Annotated in this window: 15 protein-coding genes, 1 tRNA gene and 2 pseudogenes; 14 read left to right on the forward strand and 4 right to left on the reverse strand. The window is 61.0% G+C overall.

What is annotated here, in order from left to right; all coding sequences use genetic code 11:
* Window positions 1-7: 7 nt before the first annotated feature.
* Both gmk and G369_RS0123210 read right to left on the reverse strand, forming a co-directional pair.
* A complete protein-coding gene (gene gmk / locus G369_RS0123205; RefSeq protein WP_019656436.1) occupies window positions 8-628 on the reverse strand; it encodes a guanylate kinase in 621 nt (206 codons plus the stop codon).
* Between the two features lie 20 nt (window positions 629-648).
* Window positions 649-1,572 carry a YicC/YloC family endoribonuclease gene (locus tag G369_RS0123210; RefSeq protein WP_019656437.1) on the reverse strand — a complete coding sequence of 308 codons (924 nt, stop codon included), beginning with the start codon at window positions 1,570-1,572 and terminating at the stop codon, window positions 649-651.
* A gap of 91 nt (window positions 1,573-1,663) precedes the next feature.
* Here G369_RS0123210 and G369_RS0123215 point away from each other — a divergent pair, with 91 nt between their 5' ends.
* The 7 genes from G369_RS0123215 (at window position 1,664) to G369_RS0123245 (ending at window position 7,302) form a co-directional block, all read left to right on the forward strand.
* The gene (locus tag G369_RS0123215; protein WP_019656438.1) at window positions 1,664-2,671 is read left to right on the forward strand and encodes a serine/threonine protein kinase; all 1,008 of its coding nucleotides are present in this window, start codon (window positions 1,664-1,666) and stop codon (window positions 2,669-2,671) included.
* Between the two features lie 4 nt (window positions 2,672-2,675).
* The gene (locus G369_RS0123220; protein ID WP_019656439.1) at window positions 2,676-3,581 is read left to right on the forward strand and encodes a PP2C family protein-serine/threonine phosphatase; all 906 of its coding nucleotides are present in this window, start codon (window positions 2,676-2,678) and stop codon (window positions 3,579-3,581) included.
* Between the two features lie 41 nt (window positions 3,582-3,622).
* Window positions 3,623-4,354, forward strand: a complete 732-nt coding sequence (gene rph, locus G369_RS0123225; RefSeq protein WP_019656440.1) for a ribonuclease PH — start codon at window positions 3,623-3,625, stop codon at window positions 4,352-4,354.
* Between the two features lie 19 nt (window positions 4,355-4,373).
* Window positions 4,374-4,973 carry a non-canonical purine NTP pyrophosphatase gene (locus G369_RS0123230; protein ID WP_019656441.1) on the forward strand — a complete coding sequence of 200 codons (600 nt, stop codon included), beginning with the start codon at window positions 4,374-4,376 and terminating at the stop codon, window positions 4,971-4,973.
* A gap of 14 nt (window positions 4,974-4,987) precedes the next feature.
* Window positions 4,988-6,250, forward strand: a complete 1,263-nt coding sequence (gene hemW / locus G369_RS0123235) for a radical SAM family heme chaperone HemW (RefSeq protein WP_019656442.1) — start codon at window positions 4,988-4,990, stop codon at window positions 6,248-6,250.
* A 32-nt stretch (window positions 6,251-6,282) separates the two neighbouring features.
* A tRNA-Ser gene (locus G369_RS0123240) sits at window positions 6,283-6,370 on the forward strand.
* A 560-nt stretch (window positions 6,371-6,930) separates the two neighbouring features.
* Window positions 6,931-7,302: a hypothetical protein gene (locus G369_RS0123245; RefSeq protein WP_038115620.1), complete on the forward strand. Its 372-nt coding sequence runs from the start codon at window positions 6,931-6,933 to the stop codon at window positions 7,300-7,302.
* Between the two features lie 25 nt (window positions 7,303-7,327).
* Here the strand turns inward: G369_RS0123245 and G369_RS37745 are convergent, their stop codons facing one another.
* Complete coding sequence (locus tag G369_RS37745; protein ID WP_019656444.1) at window positions 7,328-7,726, reverse strand: helix-turn-helix transcriptional regulator; 399 nt, start codon at window positions 7,724-7,726, stop codon at window positions 7,328-7,330.
* A 119-nt stretch (window positions 7,727-7,845) separates the two neighbouring features.
* Here G369_RS37745 and G369_RS0123250 point away from each other — a divergent pair, with 119 nt between their 5' ends.
* The 7 genes and pseudogenes from G369_RS0123250 to G369_RS39920 all read left to right on the forward strand — a co-directional run.
* Window positions 7,846-8,982, forward strand: coding sequence for a hypothetical protein (locus tag G369_RS0123250; RefSeq protein WP_157773765.1), 1,137 nt, complete (start codon window positions 7,846-7,848; stop codon window positions 8,980-8,982).
* 138 nt (window positions 8,983-9,120) lie between these two features.
* The gene (locus tag G369_RS0123255) at window positions 9,121-10,011 is read left to right on the forward strand and encodes a hypothetical protein (protein WP_019656446.1); all 891 of its coding nucleotides are present in this window, start codon (window positions 9,121-9,123) and stop codon (window positions 10,009-10,011) included.
* 626 nt (window positions 10,012-10,637) lie between these two features.
* Entirely contained in the window at window positions 10,638-10,859 is a 222-nt protein-coding gene (locus G369_RS0123260) for a hypothetical protein (RefSeq protein ID WP_019656447.1), read from the forward strand.
* Between the two features lie 110 nt (window positions 10,860-10,969).
* Window positions 10,970-11,239, forward strand: a complete 270-nt coding sequence (locus G369_RS39255; protein WP_099047486.1) for a hypothetical protein — start codon at window positions 10,970-10,972, stop codon at window positions 11,237-11,239.
* A 94-nt stretch (window positions 11,240-11,333) separates the two neighbouring features.
* Window positions 11,334-12,278, forward strand: a complete 945-nt coding sequence (locus G369_RS38695) for a hypothetical protein (RefSeq protein WP_157773766.1) — start codon at window positions 11,334-11,336, stop codon at window positions 12,276-12,278.
* Window positions 12,279-12,471: 193 nt separating this feature from the next.
* Window positions 12,472-14,019: pseudogene (locus tag G369_RS36195) on the forward strand (IS3 family transposase).
* 79 nt (window positions 14,020-14,098) lie between these two features.
* Window positions 14,099-14,254 (forward strand): annotated as a pseudogene (locus G369_RS39920) (hypothetical protein); the annotation flags it as partial.
* Between the two features lie 144 nt (window positions 14,255-14,398).
* Here G369_RS39920 and G369_RS37370 read toward each other — a convergent pair.
* Window positions 14,399-17,281, reverse strand: a complete 2,883-nt coding sequence (locus G369_RS37370) for a TrlF family AAA-like ATPase (RefSeq protein ID WP_038115623.1) — start codon at window positions 17,279-17,281, stop codon at window positions 14,399-14,401.
* Window positions 17,282-17,487: the final 206 nt, after the last annotated feature.

Below are 17,487 nucleotides of genomic sequence, written 5' to 3' on the forward strand. Positions count from 1 at the left end.
TCGGAAATCAGGGGATGTTCAGTGCGGCGAAGGTATCGGCACGCGCTCGGCGTTGCGCGGAGTACCGAAGCCGCTGAGCGTGGACGATCGCCTTGAGATCGAAAAGTGCCCGCTCAAATAACTCGTTGATTATAACGAAGTCGAATTGTCCGGCCTGGGACATCTCTTCCGCGGCGTTCTTCAGGCGCAGCTCGATGACCGCGGCGCTGTCTTCCCCGCGCCGTTCGAGGCGGGAGCGCAGCTCTTCCCAACTGGGCGGCAGGATGAAGATCATGACCGCGTTGGCGAAGGTCTTGCGGATCTGCAGCGCGCCCTGGAAGTCGATCTCGAGGATGACGTCGGCTCCCTGGGCGATACGTTCTTCCACGGCCTTCTTCGAGGTGCCGTAGCGGTGGCCGTGCACATGGGCCCATTCCACGAAGCCGTCTGCGGCGATCATGGCGTCGAACTCGCTCGGCGAGGCGAAGAAGTATTCGCGGCCGTGCTTTTCCTGCCCGCGCGGCGAGCGGGTCGTGTGCGACACCGAGGGCTGCACCGCCGAATCGAGTTCCATCAGCGCCTTGACCAGGCTCGACTTGCCCGCGCCGCTGGGCGCCGCCACCACGAAGATATTGCCGGGGTAATCCATTCTTTCGCTCGTCTTCGTCGTCATTCGATGTTCTGGACCTGCTCGCGCATCTGCTCGATCAGCACCTTCATGTCCACGCCGATGCGCGTGAGTTCCAGCGCCGCCGACTTCGAGCCCAGTGTGTTGGCCTCGCGGTGCAGTTCCTGGATCAGGAAGTCCAGGCGCTTGCCGATCTCGCCGCCCTTCTTGAGCAGGCGCTCGATCTCGTCGAGGTGCGAAGCCAGCCGGGTGAGTTCCTCGGCCACGTCGATGCGGATCGCGAAGGCGGTGGCTTCGGTCAGCGCGCGGTCCTGTGCGGCTTCGGGCGGCGTGCCGCCGGCTCCCGCGCCCAGGCCCATGGCCTCCTGCCAGCGTTCCAGGAAGCGGGTGCGCTGCTGCTCGACCAGTTGCGGCACCAGCGGGCCGGCCTGCTGTGCCAGTGCGCGCAGTTGCTCCAGATGGCCTTCGAGCATCTTGGCCAGCCGGGCGCCTTCGCGCTGGCGGGCGGATACCAGGCCTTCGAGCGCCTTGCCCGCAACTTCGAGCAGGTCGGGGCCCCAGTCGCCGCGGACGGCGCTTTCGCCGCCGGCCAGGCGCAGCACGTCGGCCACGCTGAGTTCGCGCGCGCCCGGCAGCCAGGCCCGGATGCTGTCCTGCACGCCGTTGAGGCGCTGCAGCAGCTTGACGGAGGGCTCGACCACGCCGGAGGACGAGGTGCTTTCGATGGCCGCGCGCACCTCGACCTTGCCACGCTTGAGCTTAGCGGTGAGCAGTTCGCGCAGGGCGGTTTCGTGCTGGCGGAGTTCTTCCGGCAGCTTGAAGGTCAGATCGAGGAAGCGACTGTTGACCGAGCGGATTTCAACCCCGAGCCGGCCCGCGGCGGAAGGCCGTGCATCGGCTTCGGAGTGGCTGCCTGCGGGCCCGTTCTGGCCGCTGGCGTAGCCGGTCATGCTGTAAACTGGCATTGCGCCTCACTGTGGTTTTGCTTGCATGCTCCGAGGCGTCGGCACGGCGTTCGCTTGCCGCACCATCGCCTTCGGGCGAAACTCCCGGATTATGTCAAAGGTCAAGCCTACGCCCCTGCCGCCCGATACGGTCATTGGTGGTTACCGTGTTGTACGCCGGCTTTCCGCGGGCGGATTCGGCGTGGTCTACCTTGCGATCGATTCCAGCGGGCAGCAGGTGGCCATCAAGGAATACCTGCCGTCGTCGCTCGCCACGCGGGGCCCGGGTGAGCTCGCTCCGCAGGTGCCGCCGGAGAAGCTGTCGCTGTACCGGCTCGGCCTGAAGAGCTTCTTCGAGGAAGGGCGTTCGCTGGCGCAGATCTCGCACGCATCGGTGGTCAGCGTGCTCAACTTCTTCCGCGAGAACGAGACCGTCTACATGGTGATGAACTACCTGGAGGGCGCGACCCTGCAGGACTTCGTGGTCACCGCGCGCGACCTGAAGAAGCAGAAGGTGTTCCGCGAGTCGACCATCCGCTCGCTCTTCGACGAGATCCTGCGTGGCCTGCGCATCGTCCACCAGTACAAGATGCTGCACCTGGACATCAAGCCGGCCAACATCTTCGTCACCGACGACGACCGCGCCGTGCTGATCGACTTCGGCGCCGCGCGCGAAGTGCTCAGCAAGGAAGGCATCTTCATCCGCCCGATGTACACCCCCGGCTTCGCGGCGCCTGAAATGTACCGGCGCGATTCGTCCATGGGCCCGTGGACCGACATCTACGCCATCGGCGCCTGCATCTATGCCTGCATGCAGGGCTATCCGCCCAACGACGCGCCCCGGCGCATCGAGAAGGACCGCCTCAGCCTGTCGCTCTCGCGGCTGCGCGGCGTCTATTCCGACAACCTGATCGAAGTGGTCGAGTGGTGCATGTCGCTCGATCCGCTGTCGCGTCCGCAGTCGGTCTTCGCGCTGCAGAAGGAACTCAGCCGCGAAGGCGAGCGCCGCTATACCAAGCTCACGGTGGGCGAGAAAGTGCGCCTGTCGATCGACAACATCCGCTCCTTCGACAAGAAGGGTCTGCCCAAGGCTGCCGCGCCCACCACGCGCCCTGCATGACATCATGAAATTCTCCGTCTTCCAGGTCAGCCGCAAGGGCGGGCGTCTCAAGAACGAAGACCGCATGGGCTATTGCTACACGCGGGAATCGGGGTTGTTCGTGCTCGCCGACGGCATGGGCGGCCATCCGGAAGGCGAAGTGGCGGCGCAGCTCGCACTGCAGACCATCGCCGCGCTCTACCAGCGCGAGGCACGCCCGATGGTCAAGGACGTGAAGTCCTTCCTCGCCGAATCGGCCATGGCCGCGCACCAGCAGATCATGCGCTACGCGAGCCACAAGGCCATGCTCGACACGCCGCGCACCACCGTCGTCGCGGCCGTGCTGCAGAACAACACCGCCACCTGGATGCACTGCGGCGACTCGCGCCTGTACGTCGTGCGCGATGGCCGCCTGCTGGTGCGCACGCGCGACCACTCGCATGCCGAGCGCCCGAAGCCGAACGGCTCCGACATGCCCGTCAACCGCAACCTGCTGCTCACCTGCCTGGGCTCGCCGACGACGCCGCTCTTCGATGTCTCGGCACCGCTGCAGCTGCAGCGCGGCGATCGCATCATGCTGTGCTCCGACGGCGTCTGGGGCGTGCTGGACGACGAACTCATCGTGCACACGCTGTCCTCCGGCAAGCCCGTGTCCGACGCCGCTCCCGACCTCGCCGAGATGGCGCTGCGCAAGGGCGGTTCCCACAGCGACAACGTCACGCTCATCGCGCTCGAATGGGAAATGCCCGACAGCGCGGACGACCGCAGCGGCGTTTCCACCGAGACCATCGAGGACGGTGTCTTCGCCTCCACCATCCAGGCCGGCATGCCCTCCGACAACGAGATCGACGACCTCGACGAAGATGCCATCGAGCGCTCCATCGCCGAGATCAACGAGGCCATCCGCAGATCGGCGGCGCGCAAGACCTGAGCGCAGCCTTCTTTCCTTTTTCCTTTTCCGGTTCTCGAACAATGACTGCTTTCACACGAAGCGGCGGCCGTGCCGCCGACCAGCTGCGCCCGGTGCGCATCACCCGCGGTTTCACCATCCATGCCGAAGGCTCCGTGCTCATCGAGTTCGGCCAGACCCGCGTGCTGTGCACCGCCTCCGTCGAGGAGAAAGTGCCGCCGCACAAGAAGGGCAGCGGCGAGGGCTGGGTCACCGCCGAATACGGCATGCTGCCGCGCGCCACCCACACCCGCAGCAGCCGCGAGGCCGCCAAGGGCAAGCAGACCGGCCGCACGCAGGAAATCCAGCGCCTCATCGGCCGCTCGATGCGCGCCGTGTTCGACCTCGCCGCGCTCGGCGAACGCACCATCCACCTCGACTGCGACGTGCTGCAGGCCGACGGCGGCACGCGCACCGCGGCCATCACCGGCGCCTTCGTCGCCGCGCAGGACGCCGTCAACAAGCTGCTGGCGTCCGGCGCCATCGCCGCCTCGCCCATCAAGGGCCACGTGGCGGCGATCTCGGTCGGCATCGTCGGCGGCACGCCGCTGCTCGACCTCGAATACACCGAAGACTCCGCCTGCGACACCGACATGAACGTCGTCATGACGGGCGCCGGCCATTTCGTCGAAGTGCAGGGCACGGCCGAAGGCGTGGCCTTCACCCGGGAAGAAATGAACATCCTGCTCGGCCTGGCCGAGAAGGGCATCGGCGAGCTCGTGGACCTGCAGAAGCAGGCGCTGCTCTCCAACTGACGCATCCACTGGCGAATTCATGAAACTGGTCCTGGCTTCCAACAACGCAGGCAAGCTCGCCGAGCTCCAGCAGCTGTTCGCCGAGCTCGCCGTCACCCTGGTGCCGCAGTCGGCGCTGGGTGTGAGCGAGGCCGAGGAGCCTTTCCGCACCTTCGTCGAGAACGCGCTGGCCAAGGCGCGCCACGCGAGCGCAGCCACCGGTCTGCCCGCCATCGCCGACGACGCCGGCCTGTGCGTCGACGCCTTCGGCGGCCTGCCCGGCGTGGACACCGCCTTCTACGCCACGCAGTTCGGCTACACCAAGGGCGATGCCAACAACGTGAAGGCCCTGCTCGAGCAGCTCGACGGCGTCGTCAACCGCCGCGCCGCGCTCGTCAGCACGCTGGTCGCGCTGCGCAGCCACGACGACCCCGAGCCGCTCATCGCGGTGGGCCGCGTGGTCGGCGAGATCGCGCCTGCACCCGTCGGCGACAGCGGCTTCGGCTTCGACCCCGTCATGTACCTGCCGTCCTTCGGCAAGACCTTCGCGCAGCTGCCGCCCGAGGTGAAGAACGCCAACAGCCACCGCGGCCGTGCGGCGCAGGCCATGCTGGCGCTGATGCGCGAGCGCTGGTTCTGAGCGGTACGCGATCGATGGCCACGACCTTCCCCATCCTGCCGGCGCAGGCTGCCGGCGCGCCGCACGCCAACGACGTGCTGCACTGGATGCGTCCCGGTCCGCTGCAGCTCAGCGCGCTGCCCCCGCTGTCGCTGTACATCCACCTGCCCTGGTGCCTGCGCAAGTGCCCGTACTGCGACTTCAACTCGCATGAATGGCGCGCCGCCAGCGAGGCCGACATCGACGGTATTCCCGAAGCGGCCTATATCGACGCGCTGGTGGCAGACCTCGACGCCGCGCTGCCGCTCATCTGGGGCCGCAGCGTCCACACCATCTTCATCGGCGGCGGCACGCCCAGCCTGTTTTCACCGCAGGCCATCGACCGCCTGCTGAGCGACGTGCGCGCACGCCTGAAGCTCACGCCCGACTGCGAGATCACGCTCGAAGCCAACCCCGGCACCTTCGAGCGCAACCGCTTCCGCGCCTACCGCTCGGCCGGCGTCACGCGCCTGTCGGTGGGCGTGCAGAGCTTCAACGACGAGCATCTCAAGGCGCTGGGCCGCGTCCACGACCGCGCGCAGGCCATTGCCGCGCTCGAGGAAGCCGCGAGCAACTTCGACACCTTCAACCTCGACCTGATGTACGCGCTGCCGGGCCAGACCCTGGAAGACCTCGAGGCCGACCTCTCGCAGGCCCTCGCGCTCGCGCCGCCGCACCTCTCGGTTTACCACCTGACCATCGAGCCCAACACCTGGTTCGCCAAGTTTCCGCCCACGCTGCCCGAGGACGACATCGCCTATGCCATGCTCGACCGCATCACCGAGCGCACCGGCGCCAGCGGCATGTCGCGCTACGAGGTGTCCGCCTATGCGCGCGAAGGGCACCAGTGCGCGCACAACCTCAACTACTGGCAGTTCGGCGACTACCTCGGCATCGGCGCGGGCGCGCACAGCAAGCTGAGCTTCGCCCACCGCATCGTGCGGCAGGTGCGCTTTCGCGAGCCGCGCCTGTACATGGAGAACGCACGCGCCGGCGCGGCCGTGTCGCAGAGCGACGAAGTGGCCCTGGCCGACCTGCCGTTCGAATTCATGCTCAATGCATTGCGGCTGAAGCAGGGCTTCACGCTGCCGCAGTTCAGCGAACGCACCGGGCTTGCGATGACGTCGATCCAGCGCGGCCTCGAAGAAGCCGAGCGCAAGGGCCTTGTCGAGCGCGACCTGTTCCGCGTATGGCCGACCGAACGCGGCCTCGACTTCCTGAGCGACCTGCAGTCGATGTTCCTGCCCGACGAGGAGTAGGGCGCCGCCGTCGGCATAAAATCGTTGGTTCCGGAGAGTTGGGTGAGTGGTTTAAACCAGCAGTCTTGAAAACTGCCGACGTGAAAGCGTCCGTGAGTTCGAATCTCACACTCTCCGCCAAACTCAAGCCCCTGTAGCAGCCCCTGCCATAGGGGCTTTTTGCTGGGCGCGGGGCTTGTGGTGCCGGTGGGCAGGCTGCTTGCCATGGGTTTGCCCATGTTTTGGTTTGGCCCGGGGCGCGATGGGCGGCAATGGGCGGCAGTGGCCTTTGCTGGGCAAGCTGCTTGGCTGTCCCGCGCTGCTACCGGCCTTTCTGAGCCCTGCCAACGGCCGTGCGGGCTACCTTTGACAACGTGGCCATGCACCCCTGCGCGGCACGCCAAAAAGCCGTCAAAAACAGGGCTTTTCGGTCCGGCAAAGAGGCCGGCGCTGCGCCTGATTTTGTTGCTTTTATGCTACAATATACCACGGGTAGAAACCTGCTGTGCGTAAGCTAGGCAAGACCATGCCCGTGTGCAAGCGCCTGCCGCTTGCATGTCGCAGCCGCAGTAGGAGCCGGACCAACCGGTAGCCCCTGCGGCTGTTTTTCTTTCTCCAACCCCTTCGCCCTCCGTCAGTGCGCCTTGCCTTCCGGATCTAGGCGCGCCGCCGCATGGGCGTTTCACTTTGAGCAATCAACCATGAAGAACCCTCTCTCCGGCAACATCGGGCGCGATGGTGCACCGCGTTTCGATCTCGGTCGTATCGTTGCCACGCCAGGTGCCCTCGAACTCATGCAACGCACGGACACCCATCCGCTGACTCTGCTGGCGCGGCACGTCTCGGGTGACTGGGGCGAATGCTGCCCTGAGGATGCACAGACCAATGAGGACGCTCTTGTGCACGGCTCGCGCGTGATGTCGGTCTATCGACTGCCGCTCCGAAGCGCGTCGGAAGGCAGCGAGAACGCGGAGCAGGCATCAACTCAACAGGACGTGGGCGACGACCGAATCTGGTTGATCACTGAAGCGGATCGCAGTGTCACGACGCTGCTGTTGCCCGAAGAGTACTGAGCGTCGCGGCCGCAAATGGACGCATTCAGCGCAGTCGCGACTTCCTAGCGACGCGAGGCGGGGTGGCGCCGTTCTTTCGCCTCACAGGCGTCTTCGGATCAACCCAGCTTGGTTTGACGTTCTTCTTGACCGGCTCAAGCAGCTCGGAAAGGGTGATCTTCAAGCAGTAGCAGATGACTGAAAGCGTTAGGAGCGAAGGATTCGAAACGCCTCGTTCGATGCGGCTGAGCAGTGTGCGGTCCACCTCGGCCTCACCCGCGAGTTGTTCCTGTGAGAGATCGCGGGCTATTCGCAAAGCCTTAAGGGATTGGCCCAACGCGACGGACACCGCATTGGCCTCACGAGGGGTGCTTGCGGCCTTCGGCGTCTTGCTCGACTGGGCAGGGCGACGCGTTGTCTCATTGTTGCCGTCAGCTGTCGTCATCCGTTGGATCGTCGATGCTTGAGGCATTCATATCCACGGATCAAATGCATCTAAAAACGATGCATATACTCCACATAAACAAAACCACTTTTATCAACGAGGAAGTTGGAGAACCAACCATGTCTTACAAGATTCCCTCCCTAGTCCTTCGAAAAATGCTTGCTGCAGTAGCGGCCCTTTCCGGGACGGCATTGCTTGTCGGCTGCAGCCCCGAAGCGCCTGCGTGCAACGATCCCCAGCGCATCGAAGCCGTGCTGAGAATGGTCGGCAAAGGGCACGACGAAGACCTTGGCAGCTACAAGTTCAAGACAGCGGATACCGTGTCTCTTGAGGCCGGGACGCCCGCCGTGACGTCCTACGACGAATCGATCAAGCGCCGCTCGTGCGAGGTGCACCTGACGCTCGCGTTCAAGCCTGCAGTGGTTCAGAAAATGAACTTCTTTATGGACTGGATGGGCAACCCGCTGGGCTCGGCCCTCAAGTACGGCATTCCCCCCGAGCTTTACTGGAACATCGACAGACCGCAGCAATATCAGACAGACGCCACCGTGATACGGGTCGTGACCGGCGACCAGGTCAGTGAAGCGCCATTGCGGCTATCGGTTGCGTACAAGATCGTCAAGGATGAGGGGGCGAATACCTTCAGCACGTCTGTCAGCTACAGCACCGCGACCACGACGCCGTATCTGAAAGTCGCATCCGACGCTCTGGCCTTCGACGAACACATGCGCAGTGTCCTGCGGGCCCACGGCAAGGCCATCCCGTCGTCGATGCAGTACGGGCAGCTTGCAGCGCCCTCGGCTGGCGCGCAGCCCACTACCTCCGCTCCCGCACCGGCGGCGACTCAACCTGTTGCCGCTGGACCGGTTGTGGCCCCCGCTGCGGCAGAGCAGGCGGAGCAAGCCAAGCTGCAGAAAGCGGCGGACATGATCGCGGCCGGCAATCCGCAGCGAGGCTCTGATGCTTCGGCATCTCTGTCCCCGGCCTCTGCTCCTCCTGCGTCATCCACCGCTGCCAGTGGTGGTCCCGAGAACCTCATGTCGCTTATCACCAAGTACGAGCCCTGCGGCGAAGAAGCCGTGTGCCTGCACACCGGCAAGGGCAACACGGTGTGGATGCAGGCGACGCAGATGCGCCGCATGGACTATGCGTTGCTCGACCGGGCCATCAGCAGCAAGACGCAGGTGTGCCTGCGCGAGCTGACCCGAACCAAAGGCCGGAACTTCACGGCCGAGAGCCTGGACAGCCAATGCTGATGTAGTCCTCCCCCGCGCATTCACACACACGCACGCGCAAAGCGCCGCACTGGCTGAGAGGCTGGTGCGGCGCTTTTGCGTTTCCCTTTCCTTTTCACTCAACGCCGCCGCCCAACATGCGGCGTCCCAGGTCATTCCATGAACGTTCTGCACACCCCTGTAGATGGCGAACCGATCGCCGCCGTCCGCCTAATCGGCATTGGCGCTTCTGGTCGCCGTTTCGCTCAACAGTTTCACACCCACATCGATGCGCCTGCGCACACGCCGCTGGCCGATCTGCTGAGTCAGCAACCGACCAGTATCAAGATTGGCATCGGCATGGCCGATTCCGGCGAACACGTTGACGGCGACCAAATTGACCTCAAAGACACCTGCATCCTCTGTCTGGCCTTCGGCTCGGATATGACGCCCGCCGAGATTGAAGCGGCCATGCACCTGATCTGGCGCATGTGGGACCAGCACGGTCACGTTATCGGCATCGTGCTGGGCGTGCACAACCGGCCGCCGCCGGACCCCGATTCGATGCTCGGCATCCTCTGCGAATCGATTGACGCGCGCATCGACATTGCGGACCTGACCGACGCCGCCGAGCTGGCACCCTTGCAGTGGTTCTATGTCGCGCTGCAGCGCTCGGTGCTAGAGGGCCTGTCCATTCTGGAGGCCGCCTGGGATCACTCGGATGTGGCCGAAGCGCTGGACTTGGGCCACGTGCAGTTGGAGCTCTTCACGCAACCACTAGATGGGCCCACGCAGCTGGATGCGGCGATGGTCGAAGTGCTGGAAGCGTTCAGGCACCGTGGGGTTTGGTTGGAGCAGGCGCGGGGCGCGGTGCTGGTGCTTTGGGCGCCTTCGGAATACCAGATCACCGTGCGCATGGTGCGCGGCCTGGGGCGCAGTTTGGGCGAGGCGCTGGGGGAGGGGGGCTTGCACCTGATCATCCGTTTGAAGAGCCGTCCTGCTGCTGGAGACCAGACGGCCTATCTAACCCTAGCGGTCAGCACGCCGCGATCACAAACGCGCTTTCAGTAAGTCAGTCTGTTTTGACAGTAATGCGGAGCGTCAGAATCAGAAGGATCTACCGCTCGCGAAGGCGACCGGCGAGACCACGTATACCCGGGCGCTTGCCGATATCGGACTCGTCGTATCAGGTCATGGTAGGTACCATCATCCTGCCCCACGAATAGGTGCGAGTTGAAAGATATTCAAACAACGAAGCGCTTCTGTGACCAGACCTTACACTGCATGTGAATTTTTAAGGGGCGGGTCTGCTTGTGAGTCTGCGCGCATTTTTTGGCGGTAGTGCAAGCAGTTAAAACTTGTGGATCCATCGAGACACAAAGGGGTCGCATGTCAAGCCATTGGATAGTCACGCCATCGGATCAAACGCTTTCAGCCGCGTTTGGATGGGAGCGAACTGGAAAGCATAGCTACACGGGTGTGCGCAACCTGTTGCTGGTCGTTGAGTCGAAAGACAAGCAAACCGTGAACGGACCGGTGGTTTCCTCCAGGGAATGGCCGGCCAATGTTGAGTTCACGCTTTCGAAGAAAAGTCTTGGGTTACAAAATCGTCGATCGGACTGCAGGAGTCCATCACCTCGACCGTTGCTGCGAAGATTTCTCGTGAATCCATATCGAGGCTAAATTCGAGTTTGGATATGGGAGCGGTCCCCAAAGGCAGCTTTGCGGCAAACTTTCAGGAAAAGCTAGGGTCGGAGCTGACGCAGACGCTGCAGGAGCACCTGGCATTAACTAGCACTTTTACGCTGGAGGCCGCCGACGAAGATATGCAGCAAATCAAAATGATGGTGCCGTCGCCAAAAAAGAACGTGGCAATAAACCGAGTAACGCTGTACTTCAAGCTGCGAAAGGTTATTTGAGACGTCTATGTTTACCGCACTGATCGTCTTCAATTTGAATTCAAAAAAACTGGTACTGGCGGCAGGTTAGAGAAACAATTCAGGCGGAACAAATACTTGTCAAACAACCGTTGTTCAGAATCGAATTTTACGAACCTGATGAGTTCCCGTCTGTTGCGCTGGGTCCCTATACGCCTGACGTTGAGGATGCGCAGGGTGCGAAGGCCTTGGCATTGACAGACCCTTGCCCGACCGCCGAGCCATCGACGCAAACCCCGTTGCTGCGTCTTGCGCAGAAGGCGCTTCCGACCAAGACTGAAGCAAAGGCTGCAGCCAAGAAAGCGGCACCGGCAAAAAAGGCTGCAGCCAAGAAAGCTCCCGCCAAGGCGGCTCTTAAATAACCCTTGTCCCCGTCTTGGTGACAGTTCAGTCAAAACATTGGTGCGGCTCAATACCCAGAGGTCCAACTGCTCATGGTCCAAAAATTAAACAACCATGTCTGAGGAAGAGAAATATAAGGGGCAACGACTAAAGCGTACGCCGATTCAAGAGTCAGCCATTGCGGGAAACAAGGCGTGCGTTGCGGTGTTTTGCCAACGAATGTATATCATCGATTGTCTGCCAGACAGTGAGCGCTCATTCGACACAAACATCAGACAGCAGGTCATAGACATTCACAATGCAAAAAAATACATGCAATGGGGGATGTGCTATATACGTGTATCAGATGCGGCTGGCCTACTGAAAGCACTGTCACTTGTTTGTGAGCAAGCCACTGAACGTATCCCGTTAATTCACTTCGAGGCGCATGGTGATCCGGTCAAAGGCCTGGAAGTGAGCACCTCGAGCGAGTTTGTCGACTGGAAAACACTTTCAGATCAGCTGAGGAAAATCAATCTTGCCTGCCGCGGCTTCCTTGGCGTAGTGGCCGCTTCATGCTACGGATTTCGCCTTGCTCAAGATGTTGATATCAAGAAGCCTTCGCCGTTTTCCTTTCTGCTCGCAAGCCCAGAAACACCGACTATTGGCTATTTGCAGGAGAATTTCCCAGGGTTTTATAAAACACTTTTTGAAACACGCAACCTCGACGCAGCGTGTGTTCATTTTGCAAAAGGCAAGGAAAGCAATTCAATGTTGCCTTTGTTTTTGTTGTTTACGGTCGAGAACTTGGTGGCAGAAAAATTTCTGGAATACTTGAGGGAGAATTGCTCCGCAAAGGATAGGAATGGCCGGGTGAACGACATGATCACCCGGTACCGCGGGGATTTTGGTGAATTTGCAGGGAGCAAGCTTTCTGAAGTTCGAAAAGCTGCGAAGACCGTCACGGCGCCGGACAACCAGATTTCGCTGTTTAAGAAGCTTGCTTCCGGATTTCTGGCCGGCCGCCCTTGGTTGATCTCCTTGGAAGAGATCAGCGAAACGTTCTACCGAAGAAACTGATGGCGTGGAGGTTGTCGGTGCCCAGACCGACTCTCGCTGGCACGCTCAAGCACAGAGCCGCGAGGCTTGGCCTGCGTCAGCCTCTGCGCATGACGTTTGTTGCGCGCGACGGCGTCGAGTGTCTCTACTCATCGACGTCGCTGAAGACGGAGCGGGGTTGCGGACGAAAACTTGGACTACCAGGAGGTAGTTCATGTATTCCTACGAAGATCGAATTCGAGCGGGTGAGCTCTATATCAAGCTGGGCAGGCGCGTCAGGCCCACGATCCGTCAGCTAGGTTATCCAACAAAGAATTCTCTGAAGGGCTGGTACAACGAATACGAGCAGAAGCTCGACCTGCCAGCGGGCTATGCGGGCCGACAACCCAAGTTCTCGCAGGAACAGAAAGACGCAGCGATCGATCACTACCTCGCCCACGACCGCTGCATTGCTGCCACCATGAGGGCATTGGGCTACCCCGGAAGAGGGACACTGACCGCTTGGGTGCGCGAGGCCGCTCCTGAGGCCAGAAGGGCCGCCGTTGGCAGTGTGGGCCGAAGAAGGCACTCCGGGAAGCTGATGCAAGCGGGAGTCATGGAGCTTTGCACGCGCGAGGAAAGTGCGCAGGCAGTAGCCAACAAGTTCGGCGAGTGTCGGCCAACGCTGTACAACTGGAAGAACCAACTTCTGGGACGTGAGACACCCGCATCCATGAAACGCACCCATCCATCCTCGCCTTCGCAGGAGCGCGACGAGCTGGAGCGCCAGGTCGAGTCGCTGCGCCGCGAAGTCAGGCAACTTCGCCTTTAACAGGATCTCTTGAACAAGGCCAATGAACTGTTAAAAAAGGGCCTGGGCGTCGACCTGCAGCTCCTGTCCAACCGGGAGAAGACACTGCTGATTGACGCCCTCAGGGAGCACTACGGCCTACCGGAGCTCCTTGCACAGTTGGATCTGGCGCGTAGTTCGTACTTCTATCATCGGGCTCGTTCAGCGGTGGGCGATAAGTACCTGGAGGTACGTCAATCGATCACCGAGATCTTCGAATCAAACCATCGCTGCTATGGCTACCGCAGGGTGCAGGCATCCCTGAGCAGACAGGACGTGGCGATCTCCGAGAAGGTGGTGCAGCGGCTGATGAAGCAAGAGAGCCTGGTTGTTCCGAAGCCCAGGAAGCCCAGGAAGCGCAGGTATGCGTCATACCTGGGCGAGATCAGTCCAGCGCCTGAGAACCTCATCAACCGCGACTTCCAGGCCGCGGTCCCCAACAAGAAGTGGCTCACGGACATCACGGAGTTCCAGATCCCGGCTGGCAAGGTGTACCTCTCGCCCATGGTCGATTGCTTCGATGGGATGGTGGTCAGCTGGACCATCGGGACCAGCCCGGACGCTGAGTTGGTCAACACGATGCTGGATGCAGCCATCGAGACGGTGGCGAACACAGCTGATCGGCCCGTGGTCCACTCCGACCGAGGGGGCCACTACCGCTCGCCGGGCTGGCTATCAAGAATGAGCGACGCGAAGTTCACCCGCTCGATGTCTCGCAAGGCATGCTCACCTGATAACGCAGCTTGTGAAGGCTTCTTCGGGCGGCTGAAGAACGAGCTGTTCTATCCTCGGGACTGGAAGAACGCCAGCATTGAGCAATTCATCGAGGCGCTCGACTCGTACATCCGCTGGTACAACGAGAAGCGGATCAAGATCTCCCTTGGCTCCCTCAGCCCTATCGAATACCGGGTGAGCCTTGGACTTGCGGCATAAACCAGTCCAAGTTTTTATCCGCACCCCCAAATCAACAGACCGGGGCCTTGCAGCACATCGCTAGACTTACGGCGTCGAGTGCGAGTTGGCCTTGATGACCGCCGACGCTCGGTTGGCTGGAAGGCTCACCAGCACGCGGGCGCTGTGGGGGCAACTGCATGTATGGCTTGAAGTGGAGCGAGGTCGCGTGCTCGACAGCAGCGCCACGGCCAAGGCACTCGACTACAGCCTCAACCACTGGCCGCGCTCACGCACAACCTGCTCGATGGCGAGTGAGCGTGGACGGCAGCATCGAGAATCTCGTCCGGCCATGGGCAATGGGACGCCGCGCATGGCTGTTCGCGGACACCCGGTGGACACCGTCGTAAGTGCCTTCAACTCAAAAGTGATATTTGTCGCTGCGGCGTTTGAATGCCTCCTCGGAGCCTTCCATGATTTCCAGCACGGCACCCGCCACTTCCAACCGATCGAGCCCACCTTGGGCCAGAGGCTGGCCACGCCCGCTCCGAGCTTCCAACGCATAGATGAACTCTGCATCTCCGTTCACAGGTAGATTCGCGTTGTGCGTTGCCACGATGAGTTGCCGCTTCTCCTTGGTTGCGCGCAAATCTTTGACCAAGGTCTTGTAGATGAAGCTCGAATCCAACTCATCCTCGGGCTGGTCAATCACGATCGGACCGATGCCTCGCGCAAGCATGAGATTCAGCAGCACGGTATTTCGTTGCCCCTCTGAAAGAGCACCGCTCATGGAGCCTGCTGCGGTGCCGTCGTCTCGGCGCAGTTCCACGTCTACGCCATCATCGATTCTGTTCAGGCGAACGGATTCCCAGATCGGCCGAACGTCTGTGCTGTCCAGGTGCTTCATCAATGCAGGCTGTAGGTCTTCCGCAATGTCGCCATACAAATAGGGAATCGCCTGCTGATCGGTCCGAGCCGCCTCGACAGTCTCCCAAGGGGATGCCTCCGTTTGACGACGCTTCCAGGAGGCAAAGAGATCATCGCCTAGTTCCTCCCAGCGACGCGCGAGCTTCCCGCGCCCGTCCCTTGGCGCGAGTCGTTGCCATGCGGCTGCGAATGAGGGCTTGTCCGCCATGAACTCGGTCGAAATGCGCACGGTCTGTGAGACGACTGACGCCTCCATGGCTCGGGCGGTGTCACGTCGAAGTTCGAATTGCTCACGCCAGACGTCATGTAGCTCTTTCAGAACCACGGGGAATTCGTCAGCGCGACGCTTGACCTCGATCAGCTCCCGTTGTCGCGTATCGACCAGCTCAAGCTTGCTCTGCCTTGCTTCCTCCAGTTCTTGCAGGCGCGCGATGTCGTCTGGCTGGATGCCTTTCTCCGCACACGCGGCCTTGAAACGATCCTGTGCAGCTTGGATTGCGTTCCGGGTGGCCTGGGCTGCATCAGTGCCAGTTGCCTTCGAAAGTGCAAGTTCAAAACGCTGCGCCGAATCTGCGAGTTCTTTCATGAAAGCTTGCCGAGCGGCGTTTGCCTGGGCGACGGCGGTCTGGAACCAGACTGCTTGGGGCCAATCTTTTCCCGCATCAGGCGGCAAGACCTCTTCCCGGTCGAAGAACGTAATCAAGTCCACAACTTGCTGCACATCTCGCTCGCCCACTTTGACGAATTCATCAAGAAAGCGTTTCGCACTAAGTGCAGCCTGGTTCTTGACCGAATCCTCCTGCACAGATTCGCGCGCCTTGAGCTGTCGCTGCAACTCTGTCGCCTCTTGGGTTGCGACTTTGATTTCATCAAGGAGGCGTGACTCGTCGCGTTGTGTCTGGAATAGCGATGTCAAACGCGCTTGAATATCCCGCTGTTTTAGCTGCAGTTCAATAAGCGCGGGACCACATGATGAATCGATGAGTGCCAAAACTTGGCTTTGCCCGGCACCGTCCCCGGTCATTCTACTCAGCTCTCCTTGACCGAAGAACTGAGCCTGCAACTGTCTGAGCACGGTCGCAAGGTCATGTACATCGCGGCCTTCGATTCGTCGTCGTTGGTCGCTGGGTTTCGATGGCATGTAGATGAGCGTGTCGGGAACACCGCCTTCGGCTTGGAACTCAATACGGACCTCGGCTGCGGCATCGATGAGCGTCGCCAATAACTGCTCCCGCTTTCTTCCAAGCGAAGTATCTCGCCCGTTTTTAGGGCTAGGGTCTGTTTCAAGTGCGAATCGCAGGTATTCGAGCAACGAAGATTTTCCACTTCCTCGGCCACCAATGATGCAGTTCAGGTTTTCCGAGAAGTGCACTTTTTGATCGGCTAAGAACTTGGCGCCCTTGACAGCAATACTGTTGATCCGCGGGTGCTTTTGCGCCTCGCTCGGTCGCGGCCCCAGCACCCGAACCCGAGAGCGAGGGTCAAGAAAGGCTTGCCGCAGCGCCTCCGTTGAAGGCTTGGACATCCTGACCCAGGTATGGCGGTATCCGAGGGAGTTCGCTAGTGGCAGACCTGTTTTAGGATCAGTCTGCAGGGATTTCGCATCCGAAGACATAACGTAGGCCGGCTGGCGCTCTTGACGCGACCATTGCGCGTTGCGGCCATCGAGAATGTCAAGATAAGGTTGAGCCGGCGGATTAGCCGTCACCTCCACCGCGAAGAGGTTCAGATTTTGGTAGTCAGCAATGTTCCGCGGTTGCGACAGGATGCCATCGTTCTGGTCTGCGTGAGCGGCAATGCTGATGCCTCGGTGTTCATTCTGAACGACCTCCAGTAGCTTCTTGAGGCTGACGTTCTCCCCTGCCATGCGCAGGGGTTCCGGCCGTCCATTCTTAAAGCGATGGCCTTCACCGAGGCCGAGCTTCGTTAGAAGCATGTTTACCCGGCGTACATGAGAAAGCTTCCGGGCCGGATCAAAAAGGCAAAGCACATGGTATCCAACGTCCACTTCAAAGCCTGGCAGGATGTAAAGCGGAGGTCGATTCAGCTCCCGGGCCACAGACTTGTTCTGTTCGACGAGATGGCAGAGAAACCAGTCTCGCGGCTCGGCCTTCTGTGAAAAATTGTGGTCGGTAACGCCAATCACCTCTAAGTCCAGCGCGTGGCATCGGCGCAGATATGTGCGAGCCGCCTCTTGAATCTTGCTTTCATCCGGCACGTTTGGTCCAACGTTGCCATGAACGTCAGGGGGCGGTGGATTCAGCGGTCGTCGGGGATCACCTAGCCTGGTTTCAGGATCAGCCCAGTTGCCGTTGTCGTCGGGGGTTTGGACTTGAAAGTCGCATTTGAACCAACGCATTCCCTGATATTCAGTCATACGTATTGCCCCTCCAGGCCATTTTTGCGTGCGATTTTTCGACCACCAAAGTATGCATCAGCTTGTTTGGTTTTCCGCCGCCCACTGGCGGAGTCAGTGCTTCGATCGTTGACCGGTGCAATTCCTTCATTCAAAGCCGCACCTTGATAGCCCCTTTGTGCCCTGCTCGTCATAGATTCATTGGGCCGACGATGCGTCGCCAACGC

It is taken from the genome of Variovorax atrisoli 110B, assembly GCF_000382045.1.
Classification (GTDB): Bacteria; Pseudomonadota; Gammaproteobacteria; order Burkholderiales; family Burkholderiaceae_C; genus Variovorax; species Variovorax atrisoli.